Raw genomic sequence first — 17,770 nt, 5'->3', positions numbered from 1 at the left:
GAGGAGTAATGTTACGTTGTCACCTATTGTAATTGTTACGGATAGTGCGTCAGATATTGATCCAGCTCTGATTACAGAGCTAGGTATTGAGATCGTTCCTTTGAAGGTGAGCTTTGGTGCTGAAACCTTTCTGGATGGAATCACTATACGCTCTGCTGAGTTTTTTGAGCGTTTACGTTCGTCCGACGTATTTCCAAGAACATCTCAGCCATCACCAGTAGAGTTCTCTCAAAAATTCCAAGAAATTAGTGAGAAGCATGGTGCGGATGTTTGCATCATTGCTATTTTGTTGTCCAGTCAGTTATCGGGTACGTACCAATCTGCTGTTATTGGCAAGGGAATGCTCGAACAAGACCTAGACTTGACGATTATTGACTCGAAGAAGGGTGCTATGTTTGAGGGACTCCTTGTTGTTGAAGCAGCTAAAATGGCGCGTGCAGGATGCTCTAAACAACAAATTCTGGATGAAGTGGACCGGATGATTCAGCAAATGCAGAATTTCTTTATCATCGACACTTTGGAGTTTTTACAAAAAGGCGGTCGAATCGGTCGCGCTTCCGCATTTATTGGTTCGCTTTTAAACATTAAGCCGATCCTGTCGCTAGATGCAAATGGTGCTGTGTATGCCTTTGACAAGGTACGCGGCAATAAAAAAGCAGTGGCTAGGATGCTGAATGAACTAAAATCCTATGCTGCCGATGCAAGAGTAAAGGTAGCCATTCTGCATGCAAATGCGCTAGAAGAAGCAAAGTCGTTAAAAGAGCGGGTCGCTCAGGAATTCCAGGTAATTGAAACCTATATATCCGAAATTGGTCCTGTTATCGGAGCACATATTGGACCAGGCGGAATTGCCTGCGCAATGGTAAAAGAGTAGGAGTAACACAACATTTTGTGAATAAAGGTTCACGAAAAATCAAGAGAATAAGGGACACCTTGCTTGAATCGTGCAAATAGCGATTAGGTAAGGTGTTTTTGTTTTGCATTCGTACAAATAAGAGGGGGGTTGATATCCAGCAGATGAGCATATGATGAAAGCATTATAAACGAAACATTTTGGCACACGCCCTATAATTATTCATAAGATAAAGATAAAAAATAGTTAGACTCCAAATGGAATGGAGGTCCTTATGAAAAAAACAACACGATTAAAGCAGCTTATTCGTTCTGAAGAAATTGAATTTTTAATGGAAGCTCATAACGGATTATCAGGCAAAATTGCAGAGAATTGTGGCTTTAAAGGGATTTGGGCTAGTGGTTTGACCATTTCGGCTTCGCTGGGTGTGAGGGACAACAATGAGGCGTCCTGGACCCAAGTGCTAGATGTATTAGAGTTTATGAGTGATGCTACTTCTGTACCAATTTTGCTAGATGGCGATACGGGTTATGGAAACTTCAATAATGCAAGGAGATTGGTAAAAAAATTAGAGCAAAGGAGCATAGCGGGTGTATGCATTGAAGATAAGCTTTTTCCAAAAACCAATTCGTTTATCAAAAGTGAAATGCAACCGCTTGCCAATATTGATGAGTTCTGTGGAAAGATTAAAGCGATGAAGGATAGTCAAACAGATGAGGATTTTGTTGTTGTGGCAAGAGTAGAGGCATTCATTGCAGGGTGGGGGCTAGAAGAATCCTTACAAAGAGCTGAAGCTTATCGACAAGCGGGAGCAGATGCTATTCTGATCCACAGTAAAAGATCCGATGTCACAGAAATTGATGCTTTCATGAAAGAATGGGCGTTTAGACATCCTATTGTGATCGTACCGACTAAATATTACAAAACACCGGTGGACAAATTTGAAGAATTGGGTGTGAGTATGGTCATCTGGGCGAATCACAATCTGAGATCTTCAATTGTTGCTATGCAGCAAACCTCGAAGCAAATTTTTGAACAGAAAAGCCTCATTCAGGTGGAAGAGAATTTGGCAACGTTAGACGATGTGTTCCATCTACAGAATGCGGATGAATTAAAGGAAGCGGAAAAGAAATATCTCCCTGCAAACGGACTTAAATCCTAGATGTAAAAAAAGGATGATTAATGGTGCTAAATACGAATCTGTTTGTTAATGAATTGAGAAAGCGGGGATTCCAATTTTACTGTGGAGTTCCTTGTTCGTTTCTAAAGGATTTTATCAACTATGTCAAAAATGAATGTACGTATGTGGGGGCTACCAATGAAGGCGAAGCTATAGCTATCTCATCTGGAGTAGCGTTAGGAGGAGAAAAGGCAGTTGTTTTTATGCAAAATTCCGGTCTGACCAATGCTGTTTCCCCTTTAGTATCACTCAATTATCCTTTTCGCCTTCCAGTTCTTGGATTTGTCAGTTTGAGAGGAGAAGAAGGGATTCAAGATGAGCCACAGCATGAATTAATGGGCAAAATAACGACACAGCTTCTGGATTTAATGCAAGTAAAATGGGAATTTTTATCGGTCGATATAGAAGAAGCGAAGGAGCAGATTAACCGAGCTAATGAATATGTGGAAGCGAATCAGTCTTTTTTCTTTGTTGTCAGAAAGAAAACCTTTGAAAAGGTTAAGCTGTTCAATCAAGAGCCTTCTGGGAAAGGCAATCTATATAAAAAGCAAAAAAATAAACAGGATGCTGTTCCAAAACGTTCAGAAGCGTTGGAGGTTATTAACGCACTAAAAGATAGTCAAACAATTCAGCTTGCCACAACTGGAAAAACGGGACGGGAACTGTATGAAATTGAAGATGCTAACAATAATTTATACATGGTTGGCTCTATGGGATGCATTAGCTCTCTAGGACTCGGTCTAGCCCTAACCAAAAAGGATAAAGAGATTGTTGTCATTGACGGGGACGGTTCCATGCTGATGCGTATGGGGAGTCTGGCTACAAACGGGTACTATGCTCCAGACAATATGCTCCATATTCTACTCGACAATCATGCCCACGATTCTACGGGTGGACAAAGCACAGTATCACATACGATTGATTTTGTAGAAATTGCTTCCGCCTGCGGGTATCTGACATCCACCTACATTCACAGCTTGAAGGAATTGGAAGCCTCCATTCGAGAATGGAAACAAACGAAAGGACTTACTTTTCTCTATTTGAGAATTGCCAAAGGTTCCTTGGAGCAGCTTGGTCGCCCTAAAATAAAGCCTTATGAAGTAAAAGAGAGGCTCCAGGCGTTTGCAAGTAACAATGTATCCCATTTTGGAAAGGGGGATATCTGATGCAGATCGTGAAGAGAAATATTTTATTGAATCCCGGTCCCGCCACAACAACGGATAGTGTGAAATACGCCCAAGTAGTTCCTGATATTTGTCCTCGTGAAACAGAATTTGGTAACCTATTGGAATATGTATCTACAGAGCTTACCCAGTTGGTTGCTGATACGAAGGATTACACGACGGTCTTGTTTAGCGGTTCCGGTACAGCAGCTGTTGAAGCTATTATTAGTTCTGTTGTGCGCGATGATGCTGTACTTGTCATTAACAATGGTGCGTACGGAAAACGCATATGTGAAATTGCCAAAGCCTATAATCTGCCCCTCCTCGAATTCACTAGTCCTCACGATGATGGAATCGATTTAGTTGCACTAGAAAACACGATCAAAAATTCCTGCCAAAAAATCTCCCACCTAGCCGTAGTTCACAACGAAACGTCTACTGGTCTTTTAAACAATCTTGAAGCGATTGGAGCCATTTGCGAAAAATATCATATTGATATGATTGTGGATGCAATGAGCTCATATGCGGCCGTTCCCATTCAAATGGACAAAATGAATATCAGTTTTTTGGCTGCAAGCTCTAATAAAAATCTACAGGGTTTTGCAGGTGTCGCATTTGTCGTTGCCAATCGAAAGAAATTGGAACGTATCCGGGATAATAAGCCCAAAAATTATTACCTACACCTCTATGAACAATATCAGTTTTTTTGTGAGTCCCGTCAAATGCGTTTTACTCCTCCTGTTCAGACCTTCTATGCACTAAAGCAAGCGATCGACGAATTGAAAGAAGAGGGGGTAGAGAGAAGATACCAAAGATATGTGAAATCGTGGGAAACATTAATCAAAGGCATGGATAGGCTTCATTTGAATTATATTATTCCAAAGGAGCATCATTCCAAAATCATTACTTCCATCATTGAGCCTGATTGTAGCGGATACAATTTCAATGAAATGCACGATTATTTGTACGATCAAGGCTTTACCATTTATCCTGGGAAATTTGCAGATTCAAAAACATTTAGGGTGGCAAATATTGGGGATATTACCTATAAGGATATTGAGGATTTTTTGAGTATCCTAGAAAGTTATTTACAAGCCATTGGTTATCCTTTTGCAAAGGAAGATGCCTAATGAGAGCAAGAAATAAATGGTCAAAATATTTATTTTTAAAACGATCAAAAAGTTTAGCACCGTACTTGCCGGAAACACAACGGATGTCAAAAAGCGCCTTTTGGGATTTGATTAATCGGTATGGAAAGGTGATTCTAAAGCCTGTCAGGGGAAGGGGAGGGGCGGGCGTCATTCAAGTATCTTCACTAGGGGATCGGAAATTCAATATACACAGTGAAAATAAAAGGAAGACCATCAAAGGGAAAAAACAGACTTATCGCTACATCAAAAAAAAGATAAGATCGACTGCTTATATGATTCAACGGCGAATTTCCCTTGCTACAATCCGTAAACGTCCTTTTGATATGCGGATCATTGTACAGCGCAGAAGATATTCTGATTCGTGGAAAGTTACTGCCAAAGCAGCTAAAGTAGCTGGCAAAGGTTATTTCGTCACCAATAATACTAGGAGTAAAGGAAAGATGCTGCACGTTCAAAGGGCACTTCAAAAATCATCACTTAAAAATCATTCGAATCAACTTCTCCTCTCTAATGTTAAACAGGTGGCTTTAATGTCCGCAAAAAGGCTAAGAGTAGCATTTCCATCGCATCGTACCTATGGAATGGATATGGGATTGGATAAGAAGGGGAAGGTATGGATTATTGAAACAAATCATTATCCGGCTATTTCTCACTTCCGCAAGCTGGGTGATAAAGCTATGGTGTATCGAATTTTGGCATATCAAAAGGGTAGATAAGTAGGGACTTTGGAAGTAAAGGATCGGTTTTTCAATGGATCATATTAGAATAGTAAGGTTCTTGTAACGTAAACGTGGCAATCTTTTATGAATGAATGGTTGTCACGTTGGTTACCTATTTTGCTGGGATATTAAAGTATGCTAAGACAAGCTGACGTAGCAGGTGCGCCTATGGAATCCTATTCATTTTTAATGTTCGGGATATTTCGTTATTGTTTTTTCCCTTTATATGAGAATCTCTATTCCCTTTTTGGCAAACCATACATATACAGGCTACAACAGCAAACTGGAACGCAGAGGTTCACATTGAATAAAAAGGTGAGGTCATGTCATTCTTCCAACGATATTGGACAACCAGACAGGGACAGAAGGCAGGGGGAAGCCAGACTTCAGATTCTGCCTGTATTGACTCTTCGATGTATAGCAATTTGAATCAATTAGAGAAGAAATTCTCTGGAATTCCGGATTTGACTATGCGTGAGCTTCCTTTAAAAACAGGAGAGAAGGCACTATTGGTTTATTTAGATGGTTTGATTGACAAAACCATTGTGAATCGAGATATTGTTCATCCCTTGTTGGTTGCTGAAACCGTATATCCTGAACAAATGGAATCTGTATTATTTGTAGGCAAAATCAAACAAATTAATTTATGGGCTGAGATTGAGGAGTCCTTGTTTCATGGTTGCTGCATTATATTTATGGATGGGTTTCCTCAGGCTTTTCTTATAGAGGCTCAAGGCTGGCCTCAGCGTGCTATTCAGGAGCCGCAGATTGAATCAGCGATTAAAAGTGCTCACCAGGGATTTATCGAGACAGCGAATGCCAATATTTCTATGATTCGGCGCTACATTCCTAGCAGGGAGCTAAAGGTTAAGGAACATACCATTGGAGAACGCGGTGGAGCAAAAGTATCACTCTTGTATTTGGAGGATGTGACGAATCCTCAGATTTTGGACGAGCTTGAAAAAAGATTGGAGTCGCTTACAGTCGATATTATTTTAAATACAGGAGAACTAGAAGGATATTTGGAGGATCGAGCATTTACTCCTTTTCCTCAATTCTCTATGACAGAGCGTCCAGATACAGCAGCTTCCCATATTCTGCAAGGTAGAGTCGTCATCATCATGGATCGGTCACCGGGAGTGTTAGTGGCTCCCATGACCTTTTTTTCATATTTTCAAACCGTAGATGATTATAGTGTTCGATGGTTTGCTGCTTCTTTTATTCGCCTGTTGCGTTTTGTTGCTTTTTTTATCGCAATATTGGCTCCTGCGATCTATATTGCTTCTGTATCGTTTCATTATGAATTGATACCGCTTCCCTTGCTTTTGACGATTGGAGAATCGCGTGAAAGAGTGCCGCTCCCGCCAATTCTTGAGGCATTTATTATGGAAATGGTGTTGGAAATGCTCCGTGAAGCCGGATTACGATTGCCAGCTCCTATTGGACAAACCATTGGTATTGTAGGCGGTATCGTTATAGGGCAAGCGGCAGTATCAGCTGGGTTGGTCAGTAATATCATGGTGATTGTAGTTGCTTTGACAGCGATTGCTTCCTTTATCATTCCAAATTTGGAGATGTCGGCTGGAGTTCGTATGATTCGGTTTCCTATGATGGTGGCTGCTTCTTTATTTGGAATGGTGGGTATCATTTGGGGGCTTATGCTCGTTATTCTGCATCTGCTCTCACTGGAATCGTTAGGTACACCATATGGTGCTTCCTTTTCACCCTTGCATTTTTCTGAACTAAAAGATACCTTCATTCGTTTACCAGTGTGGATGATGAAGAAACGGCCAATCGAGCTCAAGCCAAAGCAGGTTGATCGACAGGGAGACAATGGCAGAGGGAATGGTGAACATCATGAGAAAATTGAGTGATCGGAAAATTTCTCTCCTGCAATTTATTTTAACGATCAGCGGAATTGAGGTAGGTACTAGCATCTTGAATCTACCAGCAGATTTGGCTCGTGTAGCTGGCACTGATGGGTGGATTTCTATTATTATCGGATACTTGTGTACGATGATTATCAGTCTTTGCATCATCGGGATTATGTCTAAGCATCCAAATAAAACGATGCTCGATGTGTTGATTTACTATGTAGGCTCCTTTTTGGGGAAATCAATCATGGTGGTCTGGATTCTATATTCCTTGCTTGGGGCTATCACGATCTTTTATACGAGCATCTATATTATAAAAGAATGGGTATTGCCTAATACAATGACATCTCTGATAGTTGCTCTCTTTCTCCTCTGTACTTACATTGGTCTAAGAGGAGGCATTCGCCTAATTTGCCGATATCAGGTGTTCGTATTTTTCTTTACTTTGTGGATGCCTTTAATTTTGCTGTTCTCATTAAAGGATGGTCATCTTACTTTCTTGTTGCCAGTGTTTAAAGAGGGCTGGATGCCTATCTTACATGGAGTGAAAACAACGGTATTAGCGTTCTTAGGCTTTGAATGGATCTTTTTGTTTTATCCTTATTTGGAGAATAAAAAGCAAGCAGTCAAAGGGGTCATCATTGCAAATACAATTACGCTGCTCGTCTATTTGCAAATTACGTTTAGCTGCTTTACCTTTTTTAGCCCTGATGAAATTACAAAATTTATTTGGCCTACGCTCACCTTGGTCAAGCCGGTTCGGTTTTCTTTTCTCGAGCGTTTTGAGATCGTTTATCTTTCCTTTTATATCTTTATTTTTTCCACGTCTGTCATCCCTTACTTCTTTTTCGCGATGGAGAATATTTCGCAACTGTTTCATAAAACGGATTGGCAGATGCCTTACACTATCTTACTTATCTATGCGCTTAGCTACCTGTTTTATCAGCCATCGTATACAGGTATTACGTTTTGGAAGAATTCGTGGGAATGGATGGGCTACTACACGGTATTTGCGTTTCCAGTACTCTTTTTATTGTATACCATGTTGGTTAGCCGATGGAGGGGGCGACAGTTAAATGAAAAAGCGGGGTAAAAGTAAAGTGTCACAGCTACTGAGCTGCATGGGTGCATGTGCCTGTTTGTTCGGCTTAAGCGGCTGTGGAGATCAGGTTCTTGTGGAGGATATTAATTTAGCGCTGATTTATGCCATGGATCGGACCCCTGACAACCAAATACTAGTCTATGAAATGAGTCCGATCTTTGATAAAGATGCAAAAAAGAAATATGCTGTCTATGGAGCAAAAGCACACACTGTTCGCCAAGCGAAGGACGTGTTCAACAGTGTGGCTCAAGGACAGGTAGTTGTAGGAAAAGTACAGGTTCTACTGTTCGGGGAGGCAATGTTAAAGGAGGGAATTGTTCCTGATCTGGATGTATCCTTTCGTGATTCTAAAAATGTGGCGAATATGGTGATGGTAGGAGTTAAAGGCTCCATGTCTGATCTTGTAAATAGTAATTTCCCGGATAAATCCATCCTGCCTCGCTATATTACAGATTCTCTTCAAAATAGTGCCAAGCTTAATCAAGGGATAGAAACTACTCTTCAAAAATTTCATACATTGCTATATGACAAGGGAATCACACCGGCTATCGCGGAGGTAAAAAAAGATAAGAATGGGATCGTCGTATTGGGAGCGGCTCTCTTAGACAAAGAAGGAAGACAGCAATTGTCCTTGAATCGTCGAGAGAATTTGTATCTGCTAATGCTACAGCGGAAAGCCAAAATTCCGATCTCTTATACCATAGCAGTTCCAACAGCTTCGTTTTCGCAAGGTCAGTCATCAGGTAAAGCGAAAAAGGAAGGCTTTGTGACAGTGAATATTCAACGATTAAAACCAAAGATAGAAACCTCCTATCAGGATAATCAATTTGTTTTTACGGTTCATCTGGAAATGGACGTCCGAGTTATTGAACGAACCTTACCGATTGATTTGGAAAAAGAAAAGGATAAGCTGGCACATTTCATAGAAAATAAAATGAAAACTGAAATGGAGACGCTCATAAAAAAGGTACAACAAAAAAAATTGGACCCATTCGGGTTTGGATGGTATGCAAGAGCGTATCAGTATCCGCATTGGAAAAAAATCCAAGATCAGTGGCCTGCTCAATTTTCAAAAGCACGGGTGAATATCCTGCCGACTATCAATATAGAAAGCCGAGGAGTAATCGAATAGATTGACTAACATGTGTTTTTAGAAGTAGCCGATTTCCCTAACCTACGATACAATAAGGTGTACGAGACTTTTGGGAGAGCGAGGGCTGCTCAAATGAAATTTAAAAGCGTTTTCGATATTATTGGACCGGTGATGGTTGGGCCATCCAGTTCACATACAGCCGGAGCGGCTCGAATTGGACGCGTTGCTCGCACTTTATTTGGGAGGCAACCAAAGAAGGCGGAAATCACGTTCTATGGTTCTTTTGCAAAAACCTATCAGGGTCATGGTTCAGATGTAGCGACTGTGGCAGGAATCCTTGATTTTGATACAAGTGACTTACGATTAAAAGATTCCATCCAAATAGCCAAAGACTTTGGAATTGAAGTGATCCTTACTACCTCAGAGCTACAGACGGAGCATCCGAATACGTCTCGGATTAAGCTCTCAGATGAGCAGGATAGTGTAGAGATTGTTGGAATTTCCATTGGCGGGGGCAAAATGCTGATTACTGAAATCAATGGGTTTCAATTAACATTGTCAGCAAGCGCTCCTACATTATTGGTTTTCCATGAGGATCGTTTCGGTATGATTGCTAAGGTGTCCGAGGTTTTGGCTGAGCATCGTGTCAATATTGGCTTTATGGAGGTATCACGACGGGAGCGAGGCAGTTTAGCTCTCATGATCATTGAGCTAGATACGCTGGTTGATCAGGCTACAATACAGGAGATGGAAAAACTGTCGTCCATTGAGCAGGTATTGCTGCTACCTACTGTGTAGCTTGGAGCTGCTTTTAATTGGATATTGTCGTGAAAAATAAAGCCCTTTATGGAATAGAGATAGAGCTGGAAGGTAAGTGCAAAAGGAGTTGAGGTCCATGTTTCGCAATGTAGCAGAATTAGTGGAACTGGCGGAATCACAAGGGAAACCCATTTCTCAAATCATGATTGAGGCAGAAATGAACTTTTCTGAGCGATCTCGTGAGTCTATTATGGAAGAGATGTATCGCAATCTGGATGTGATGGAAAAAGCGGTGCAACGGGGATTGACCGAGGACATTCGTTCATATAGTGGTTTGACTGGTGGAGATGCTAAAAGGCTGCAACAATATATGAAAGAAAAGCCGTTTTTATCTGGCAAGACGCTGCTTAACGCGGTAAGCATGTCTGTGGCTGTTAATGAAGTAAATGCAGCGATGGGGACGATTGTTGCCACACCAACAGCAGGTGCCTGTGGGATTGTTCCTGGAACCTTGTTTGCTGTATCAGAAAAACTAAATCCAACACGTGAGCAAATGGTGAATTACCTTTTTACAGCGGGAGCGATTGGATATTGCATTGCTAACAATGCTTTCATCTCAGGAGCAGCCGGTGGGTGTCAAGCGGAGGTAGGCTCTGCTACAGCGATGGCAGCGGCAGCGATCGTTGAAATGGCTGGAGGTACACCAGAGGAATCAGCACAAGCGGTAGCTATCGCTTTGAAGAATATGCTTGGCTTAGTATGCGATCCGGTGGCAGGATTGGTTGAGGTTCCTTGTGTGAAGCGTAATGCAATGGGGGCCGCTATCGCAACCGTAGCTGCCGATATGGCAATGGCGGGCATTAAGAGTGTGATCCCTACTGATGAGGTAATTTTAGCGATGTATCGTATCGGATGTAGCATGCCAAATACCCTGAAGGAAACGGCACAAGGCGGGTTGGCGGATACGAAGACAGGCCGTGCAATTGAGGCGAAAATCTTTGGTGTGCCGGTGAAACAGCATGATTGATTTATTAGCTGGTCCTGTTAGCAATCTCTATGGCATTGGAGCCGAGCGGGCTAAAGATTTAGAGGCACTTGGCATATACAGCATCAAGGATTTAGTAGAGTATTTTCCATCGCGTTATGAGGATTATCGTATTCGCGATCTAACTGAAGTGAAGCATGAGGAGAGGGTTACTCTTGTAGGCACAGTCTACGGCGAGCCCTCTGTTCGCTTTTTTGGCAAAAAGAAATCGCGGATCAGCGTCAAGCTTGTCATGGATCGTGTAGTTGTCACGGCTGTTTGGTTTAACCAAATGTATGTTAAAACACAGCTATCTACTGGTAAAGAGATCGTAGTTACAGGTAAATGGGACAAGCATAAACTGCAAATTACCGTGAGTGAAATGACACAAAAGGATTCACTGCGGGCCAAGAAACGCAATGATCTCGTCCCGGTTTATCCGTTAAGTGCGGGAGTTAATCTTTTATTTTTACGCAAAACGATTCAGCATGCCCTTGAAAAATACGGCAAGCTAATTCCTGAGATTCTGCCTCCGGAACTAGTAGAACGTTATCGTTTATTGCCGCGTCATGAAGCAATTGAGCTGATCCATTTTCCAGGCAATGCACAAGAAGGTCATCAAGCGCGCCGCCGTATTATGTTTGAGGAGCTTTTTTTATTTCAAGTAAAAATGCAGGCATTTCGACGGATAACACGTCAGCAAACAGAGGGGATTGCCCAAGCCATTCCGCTGGAGCTGGTGCGGGAATTCGTACGTTCCCTACCGTTTCCGTTAACAGGAGCTCAAAAGCGTGTGGTAAAAGAGGTGCTTGATGATATGCAGGCTCCCTATGCAATGAATCGTTTATTGCAAGGGGATGTAGGCTCCGGTAAAACAGTGGTAGCAGCTATTGCTTTGTATGCTACAGTGAAAGCCGGTTTTCAAGGGGCTTTGATGGTGCCCACCGAAATTTTGGCTGAGCAGCATTTGCACTCATTAACAGGCTTATTGGAGCCATTGGGACTACGGATTGCGCTGTTATCAGGCTCTGTTACAGGCAAAAAACGACGTGAGCTGCTTGAAACTCTGCAATCAGGAAGCTTGGATGTAGTAGTTGGTACGCATGCACTTATTCAGGACGATGTATTTTTCTCTAAGCTGGGACTGGTGATAACAGACGAGCAGCATCGTTTTGGGGTCGAACAACGTCGTGTGCTTCGCAACAAGGGGCTTTGTCCAGATGTCTTATTCATGACAGCTACACCGATTCCACGTACGTTGGCAATCACGGCTTTTGGCGATATGGATGTCTCTGTAATTGATGAGATGCCGGCTGGACGTAAACCAGTAGAGACCTCATGGGCTAAGCACGAGCAGTTTCATCAAGTGCTAGAACGCATGCGAGCAGAATTATCACAAGGTCGCCAAGCGTATGTAATCTGTCCTTTAATCGAAGAATCCGACAAGCTGGACGTTCAAAATGCGATTGATGTACATGCCCAATTAAGCATGTATTTCCAGGAGTATCAGGTAGGCTTGATGCATGGGCGTTTGCCATCGAAAGAGAAGGATGAGGTCATGCAATCGTTTGCTCGTGCAAAGACTCAAATTCTTGTTTCTACGACCGTAGTAGAGGTTGGGGTAAACGTGCCGAATGCAACCTTTATGGTCATCTATGATGCTGAGCGGTTTGGTCTTGCTCAGTTGCATCAGTTGCGTGGACGTGTCGGTCGTGGGGCTGATCAATCATATTGTGTACTCATTGCCGATCCAAAATCAGAGGTTGGAAAAGAACGGATGCGTGTCATGTGCGAAACCAATGACGGTTTTGAACTGTCTCAACGCGATTTGGAGCTACGTGGTCCAGGTGATTTCTTTGGTACTAAGCAAAGCGGGGTTCCTGACTTTAAGGTAGCAGATTTACTAAGCGACTATAAAGCGTTAGAGGTAGCTCGTCAGGAAGCAGCGGTTATGGTCAATAAGGATGAGTTCTGGACAGAGCCTGCGTATGAATATTTACGCTCCTATTTGCGAGAGCAGGGAATTCTGGATGGTACCGTTTTAGATTAGACTAGTATAAATGGCTATGCTTGCTCTGTTTGATATGGATGCAAATGATTTTGATTTTTTTACTTTGCTAGGATGATAAAAAGATTTCGAATAAGAATACACGTTTGTTTAGGACGATGTAAGAAGCCCCTTCACTCTTCTTAATGTTAGAAGGGTGAGGGGGCTTTCATTTGGAAAACGGCGGAAATACGGATCGTTTTGATGTACGTATGTTCAAGGAACACATTCTTGTTTAGAAAAACTAGTGTGGTAATAGGTGGTCAAGGCACGTTCTAGTCGATGGAATCTAATAAAATAACGTCACCATTTATTCCTAGCACTCCATAGTGGCAATCTAGCTTTCCACACAATACATAATGGGTTCTTTCTGGATACAACACATACGTGGGCGTCAGAGTAAGATGCTGTTTAAGCCGTTCGAAGGCAAGTTCTTTGTCAATGGTGACGGGCTCAGCTTGCGCTAGATTTCCATGTACCTCTTTCCAAAAGAGCTGATTATCAAAATACGAGACGATTTGCAGTTGTTTCGGGTCTAAGAATATTGTGATTTTAGGTGAGATCAATTTAGTGGGGCTAGAAACAGGCCGGAGTACAGCCTGAATGTAGTTGTTTTGCCGATATAGATGGGTTAGCTTCCACTGTCCTGACTCTGTTGGGTACATAGAACGCAAAAAGTCGGAAATTGCATGAATAGCCTGCTGCTGCTCCTCCCGTGTAATAGGTAGCATATCTGGGTGTGGTTCATTAGCAAATGCTTGCTTGGCAGACACCTCCGGCTGATTCTGAAATAGGAAAGGATTTTGTTCCTCATACGTTAGCGTTAATGGTGTGACCCAATGAAAAACATGGTCAACCTTCAAGCAAAAACGATTATCTATCATAAATTCAAAAGGATAAGTTGCTGATAAATCATGGGCTATATAAATTTCCTCAAGTGCATAAGCCAAAATCCATTTGTTTTGCTCTGTTGAAGGAAATTCGATTAAGCTAACCTGTTCCTTTGCGATCTGTATGACATCTGTATCTAGGGCCAATGCATAAGGCTCCTCTTTTATCATTTCTTTTATAGGAAACACGCCACCTACTGTAAACGAAAGAAGCTGTCCTTTATCATTATGCTCTACTGTTAGCATTCCACCTGGAGCAAGAGGAATCCCATTATGGCAGGCTTTAAAATGGTGGATGGTGGAGGACTGTGTCCGATCGCTTAGAATGAACTGCTCTTCATGGCGTAGACCTGTTTCTGCTTCTATCCACTCTATTATTTCGGAATGGGTTGAAAAGCGTGTAGAGCTTGTAGAAAAAGTTTTTCCACCGACAAAAATAACACTTTTATAGCGTTTGGAGCTAATATCATATTCAATTACGGCCGTACCGGGGGGATTTACATCATCCTCCGTACGTTCTGTTACTCCGTTTACAAACCATTCCATGTTCAATTGATAGGTTGTGCCACGAATCAAATCCACGGTTGTCGATAAACGGCTCGTATGTAAGTGATACGTTTGAAGGCCAAATTTTTCACTTGTAGCCGTAATAATCTCCTGTATGCGCTTGTCCACTCTTAATCACCTCTATAGTAAGTACGTTATTTTGTTTGGAAGGTTTCACGGGAAACGTATACCGATCAACCTCGGCTCGAATTTTTTCTAGGCAAAAGCTAACCTGATTCTGCTGATCTGGTTTACTCCATTTACATGTAGCAGCATCTCCAATTGTTCCGTTTATTTTCTCATGCTGAAGTGCTTCAGTACTGTATAAAATTACCTCCGGGTTCATAGTATAAATAGGAACAAGTGTTTGGTATACTATTCGACAGGAATGTATGTTCGATAGGGGTGTTCGAGGTGAACAAGAAGCGGGTGATTTTTCTAATTGACATGCAAAGCTTTTACGCAAGCGTTGAGAAAGCGGCTAATCCAGAACTGCGTGATCAACCTGTCGTGGTGGCTGGTGATCCGAAGAGACGGAGCGGTGTGGTACTAGCTGCTTGTTCGTTAGCGAAAGCATATGGTGTGACTACAGCAGAGCCCTTGTGGAAAGCCGAACAAAAGTGCCGCCAGCTTGTGGTAGTACGCCCCCGCATGCAGCGTTATTTAGAGGTAGCGGGGCACATTACGGCTATTTTTGAGTCCTTTACCGATTTAGTGGAGCCTTTCTCGATTGACGAACAGTTCCTTGATATTACGGGGAGCCTGCGATTATTTGGGAATGATCCAGAAGCGATTGCGACTAGGATTAGACAGCGTGTTCTCATGGAGACAGGAGTAGTCTGCCGAGTAGGAATTGGCGAAAATAAGGTGCTGGCTAAAATGGCTTGCGATATGGCTAAAAAGCAGGAAGGGGGGATTTTTTGGCTAAAAAAAGAGGAGCTGGCTGAAACGTTGTGGCAGTTACCGATCGACAAGCTGTTTGGTGTGGGTTCACGGATGAAGCGGCATCTTCATCGGATGGGAATGTACAAAATTGGTCAGTTAGCAGAAGCATCGCTTGATGTCATGATGAAACGTTTTGGAGTAAATGGAGAGGTGCTGTGGCGGACTGCACATGGCATTGATGAGTCACCTGTATCGGTTCAGGCGCATGATGTTCAGAAGGGGATCGGTCATCATATGACATTGCCACGTGACTATCATACAGCGGAAGAGATTAAGGTGGTTTTGTTGGAGTTATGTGAAGAAGTGTGTAGAAGGGCTAGAAGCAAGCAACTAATGGGCTGGGTCGTAGCTGTAGGATGCAGAGGGGCGGATTTTGACGTACCAACAGGTTTTTCTCGACAGATGAAAATGCTGGAGCCAACCAATGATGTGATGACGATTTATGCCGTTGTCTTAGAATTGTTTGAGCGTCATTGGGAGCAGTCTCCAGTACGTAGCGTGGGCGTTCAGATTGGCCAATTGACCCCGGATGATGTTTGTCAGCTTAGTTTATTTGAAGACAAAATGAAAAAGCGTTCTCTTGCCTACACCATGGATGGAATTCGATCTCGCTTTGGCAATGATGCGATTATGCGCGCAGTATCGATACTCTCGGCTGGTCAAGTGAAGGAGAGGGCACACAAGATTGGAGGACATTATAAATGAGCCAGTCAACCGTGCTACCCGAGTGGCAGGAGCATGTGCGTGAATCTATTTTATTTGGCTTGTTATTTAAAGTAGCGATGGTGGATCAGCAGACTTTGCGACAGATTCCATTGTCTCTGTCCTATATCCATTTATTAGAGCACCTGTCACGTTGGGCAGAGCGTAGACATCATGATCTGCGCAGAGCCCTACTAGACAGAGGATGCGAGGTGATTGGCGCACAGACCAAAGAAGGCTTATATCGCGTACAGGTTCGGTTGAACGGCTATGTACACGAATTCCTCTATTCCCCCGAATTATTGCGGGCAGAATGTCAGGAGCGCGTCCAACAATGGCTGACGGGAGAGACGCAACAAGGTGATGCAGGAAACGGTCGCTAGTGAATGATACCAGCGTTGTATGCACTACCCATCTGGCGTGCATGATCCTACTCGCTACGGTTACATTTTTACGTTCTCAGCGTGTTTGGCTAGCTCTCTTTTCATGCGTTTTCCACGTGTCATTAAGAAGAATAAATAAACGAGCAAATAGGTCACCATGGCTAAAGCAGAGATGCGATACATGATTGCATAATTGGCACTAGCTGCTACTACGCCGAGCAACATAGAACCGATGGCAACTCCTAAGTCAATCGAGTTGAGAAAGGCAGCATTAGCCATTCCTCGCTTATCTGGACTTACTTCCTTAATGATCCACGCTTGCATGGAAGGCTGGAGAGTTCCATAACCGAGTCCATACAACACAGCCGAACCAATTAGACCGATCATACCAGTCGTAAAGGAAAGAGAAAGCAGACCAGCGATTACCAATAAAGCACCTGGAATCAAAACAGCTACATGCCCTTTTTGATCAAAAATCTTGCCAGAAAGCGGACGAATACACAGAATCGCTAGTGCATTAAACAAAAAGAAGTTACCTACATTGTCAATTTGCATTTCTTTTCCAAATAAGGCCAAAAAGCTCAGTAAGCCGCCATAGGTAACTGATAGCAACAGATTTAACAGGCAAGGAAGCAAGACGTGCTTATCCAAAAAGGAAGAGCTACTATTGGATGACATGGTTTTGTACGTGGATTGCGTAGTGAACGTCTTAGGGTCCGTTTGTCTAATAGACTCAGCATTTTCCGTTGCTATTGATTGTTGCTTGGGTAAAACGAGGTACAGCAAAGGGAAGATCAATAAAATCAATAGGGTAGAAGAGGCAGTTAATGTACCAAAGCCATACGTTGCTAATACCCATAATCCAATCATTGGTGCGATAGACATAGCTAGGCTGGTAGATAAACCGAAGTAACCCATGCCTTCTCCCATACGGCGAATGGGAATGACATGAGAAACCATTGTGGGAAAGGTGGTACTAGACATCCCAAAGCCAATCCCGTAACAAACGCGCATAACAAGCAAGACAGCAATAGTTCCGCACCAATAATAGCCGGCTGTAGAGAGAGCAGCAATTGCTAAGCCCGTGAATAATAGGAAAGTGATCTTTCCCCGCTTTAACAACTCACCTGCGAATAGCCGTGTCACAATAGCAGACAAGGCAAAGAGACTTGTTACTAGACTAATCGTAAAATCATTAGCATAGAAGGTTTCTTTCACATAGGCCGGAAAAGCGGGAAGGATCATTTGTAAATTAAGAAATAACAGCAGATTACAAATTGTTAACAATATAAATTGTTTAGACCAAAGTTTCTCTTGTTCTCCTATCAAAACGTACCAC

General features: G+C 42.6%; 15 protein-coding genes. 13 read left to right on the top strand and 2 right to left on the bottom strand.

The genetic code is table 11. From position 1 onward, the window contains the following. The first annotated feature begins 16 nt into the window (after positions 1-16). The 11 genes from GOP56_RS09100 to recG all read left to right on the top strand — a co-directional run bounded on the left by GOP56_RS09100 (position 17) and on the right by recG (position 12,968). A complete protein-coding gene (locus GOP56_RS09100; protein WP_003336796.1) occupies positions 17-874 on the top strand; it encodes a DegV family protein in 858 nt (285 codons plus the stop codon). A gap of 253 nt (positions 875-1,127) precedes the next feature. After that, positions 1,128-2,015: a phosphoenolpyruvate mutase gene (aepX, locus tag GOP56_RS09095; RefSeq protein ID WP_003336797.1), complete on the top strand. Its 888-nt coding sequence runs from the start codon at positions 1,128-1,130 to the stop codon at positions 2,013-2,015. A gap of 20 nt (positions 2,016-2,035) precedes the next feature. Then, positions 2,036-3,199 (top strand): phosphonopyruvate decarboxylase, encoded by a 1,164-nt coding sequence (gene aepY / locus GOP56_RS09090; protein WP_163245408.1) that lies wholly within the window; start codon positions 2,036-2,038, stop codon positions 3,197-3,199. Beyond that, positions 3,199-4,326 (top strand): 2-aminoethylphosphonate aminotransferase, encoded by a 1,128-nt coding sequence (locus GOP56_RS09085; protein ID WP_174250664.1) that lies wholly within the window; start codon positions 3,199-3,201, stop codon positions 4,324-4,326. The genes aepY and GOP56_RS09085 overlap by 1 nt, the downstream gene beginning before the upstream one ends. Continuing rightward, positions 4,326-5,063 (top strand): YheC/YheD family protein, encoded by a 738-nt coding sequence (locus tag GOP56_RS09080; RefSeq protein WP_101668719.1) that lies wholly within the window; start codon positions 4,326-4,328, stop codon positions 5,061-5,063. Before GOP56_RS09085 ends, GOP56_RS09080 begins: the two co-directional genes overlap by 1 nt. Positions 5,064-5,389: 326 nt before the next feature. Continuing rightward, the gene (locus tag GOP56_RS09075; protein WP_003336802.1) at positions 5,390-6,940 is read left to right on the top strand and encodes a spore germination protein; all 1,551 of its coding nucleotides are present in this window, start codon (positions 5,390-5,392) and stop codon (positions 6,938-6,940) included. Beyond that, positions 6,924-8,033, top strand: coding sequence for a GerAB/ArcD/ProY family transporter (locus GOP56_RS09070; protein WP_163245407.1), 1,110 nt, complete (start codon positions 6,924-6,926; stop codon positions 8,031-8,033). Before GOP56_RS09075 ends, GOP56_RS09070 begins: the two co-directional genes overlap by 17 nt. Next, positions 8,017-9,174 (top strand): Ger(x)C family spore germination protein, encoded by a 1,158-nt coding sequence (locus GOP56_RS09065; protein WP_163245406.1) that lies wholly within the window; start codon positions 8,017-8,019, stop codon positions 9,172-9,174. Before GOP56_RS09070 ends, GOP56_RS09065 begins: the two co-directional genes overlap by 17 nt. A gap of 93 nt (positions 9,175-9,267) precedes the next feature. Then, positions 9,268-9,933 (top strand): L-serine ammonia-lyase, iron-sulfur-dependent subunit beta, encoded by a 666-nt coding sequence (gene sdaAB, locus GOP56_RS09060; protein WP_003336805.1) that lies wholly within the window; start codon positions 9,268-9,270, stop codon positions 9,931-9,933. A 97-nt stretch (positions 9,934-10,030) separates the two neighbouring features. Continuing rightward, positions 10,031-10,921: an L-serine ammonia-lyase, iron-sulfur-dependent, subunit alpha gene (gene sdaAA, locus GOP56_RS09055; RefSeq protein ID WP_003336806.1), complete on the top strand. Its 891-nt coding sequence runs from the start codon at positions 10,031-10,033 to the stop codon at positions 10,919-10,921. After that, positions 10,914-12,968 carry an ATP-dependent DNA helicase RecG gene (gene recG / locus GOP56_RS09050; RefSeq protein ID WP_163245405.1) on the top strand — a complete coding sequence of 685 codons (2,055 nt, stop codon included), beginning with the start codon at positions 10,914-10,916 and terminating at the stop codon, positions 12,966-12,968. Before sdaAA ends, recG begins: the two co-directional genes overlap by 8 nt. A gap of 272 nt (positions 12,969-13,240) precedes the next feature. Here the strand turns inward: recG and GOP56_RS09045 are convergent, their stop codons facing one another. Continuing rightward, entirely contained in the window at positions 13,241-14,530 is a 1,290-nt protein-coding gene (locus GOP56_RS09045) for a hypothetical protein (protein ID WP_163245404.1), read from the bottom strand. A 318-nt stretch (positions 14,531-14,848) separates the two neighbouring features. Here GOP56_RS09045 and dinB point away from each other — a divergent pair, with 318 nt between their 5' ends. After that, positions 14,849-16,051 carry a DNA polymerase IV gene (gene dinB, locus GOP56_RS09040; protein ID WP_051876162.1) on the top strand — a complete coding sequence of 401 codons (1,203 nt, stop codon included), beginning with the start codon at positions 14,849-14,851 and terminating at the stop codon, positions 16,049-16,051. After that, positions 16,048-16,431: a YhjD family protein gene (locus tag GOP56_RS09035; RefSeq protein WP_163245403.1), complete on the top strand. Its 384-nt coding sequence runs from the start codon at positions 16,048-16,050 to the stop codon at positions 16,429-16,431. Before dinB ends, GOP56_RS09035 begins: the two co-directional genes overlap by 4 nt. Positions 16,432-16,491: 60 nt before the next feature. Here the strand turns inward: GOP56_RS09035 and GOP56_RS09030 are convergent, their stop codons facing one another. Further along, positions 16,492-17,760, bottom strand: coding sequence for an MFS transporter (locus tag GOP56_RS09030; protein ID WP_163245402.1), 1,269 nt, complete (start codon positions 17,758-17,760; stop codon positions 16,492-16,494). Positions 17,761-17,770 lie beyond the last annotated feature (10 nt).

Source organism: Brevibacillus sp. 7WMA2 (genome assembly GCF_010748895.1).
GTDB classification, from domain to species: domain Bacteria; phylum Bacillota; class Bacilli; order Brevibacillales; family Brevibacillaceae; genus Brevibacillus_B; species Brevibacillus_B halotolerans.
This window is presented reverse-complemented; position numbering and strand designations above follow the sequence as displayed.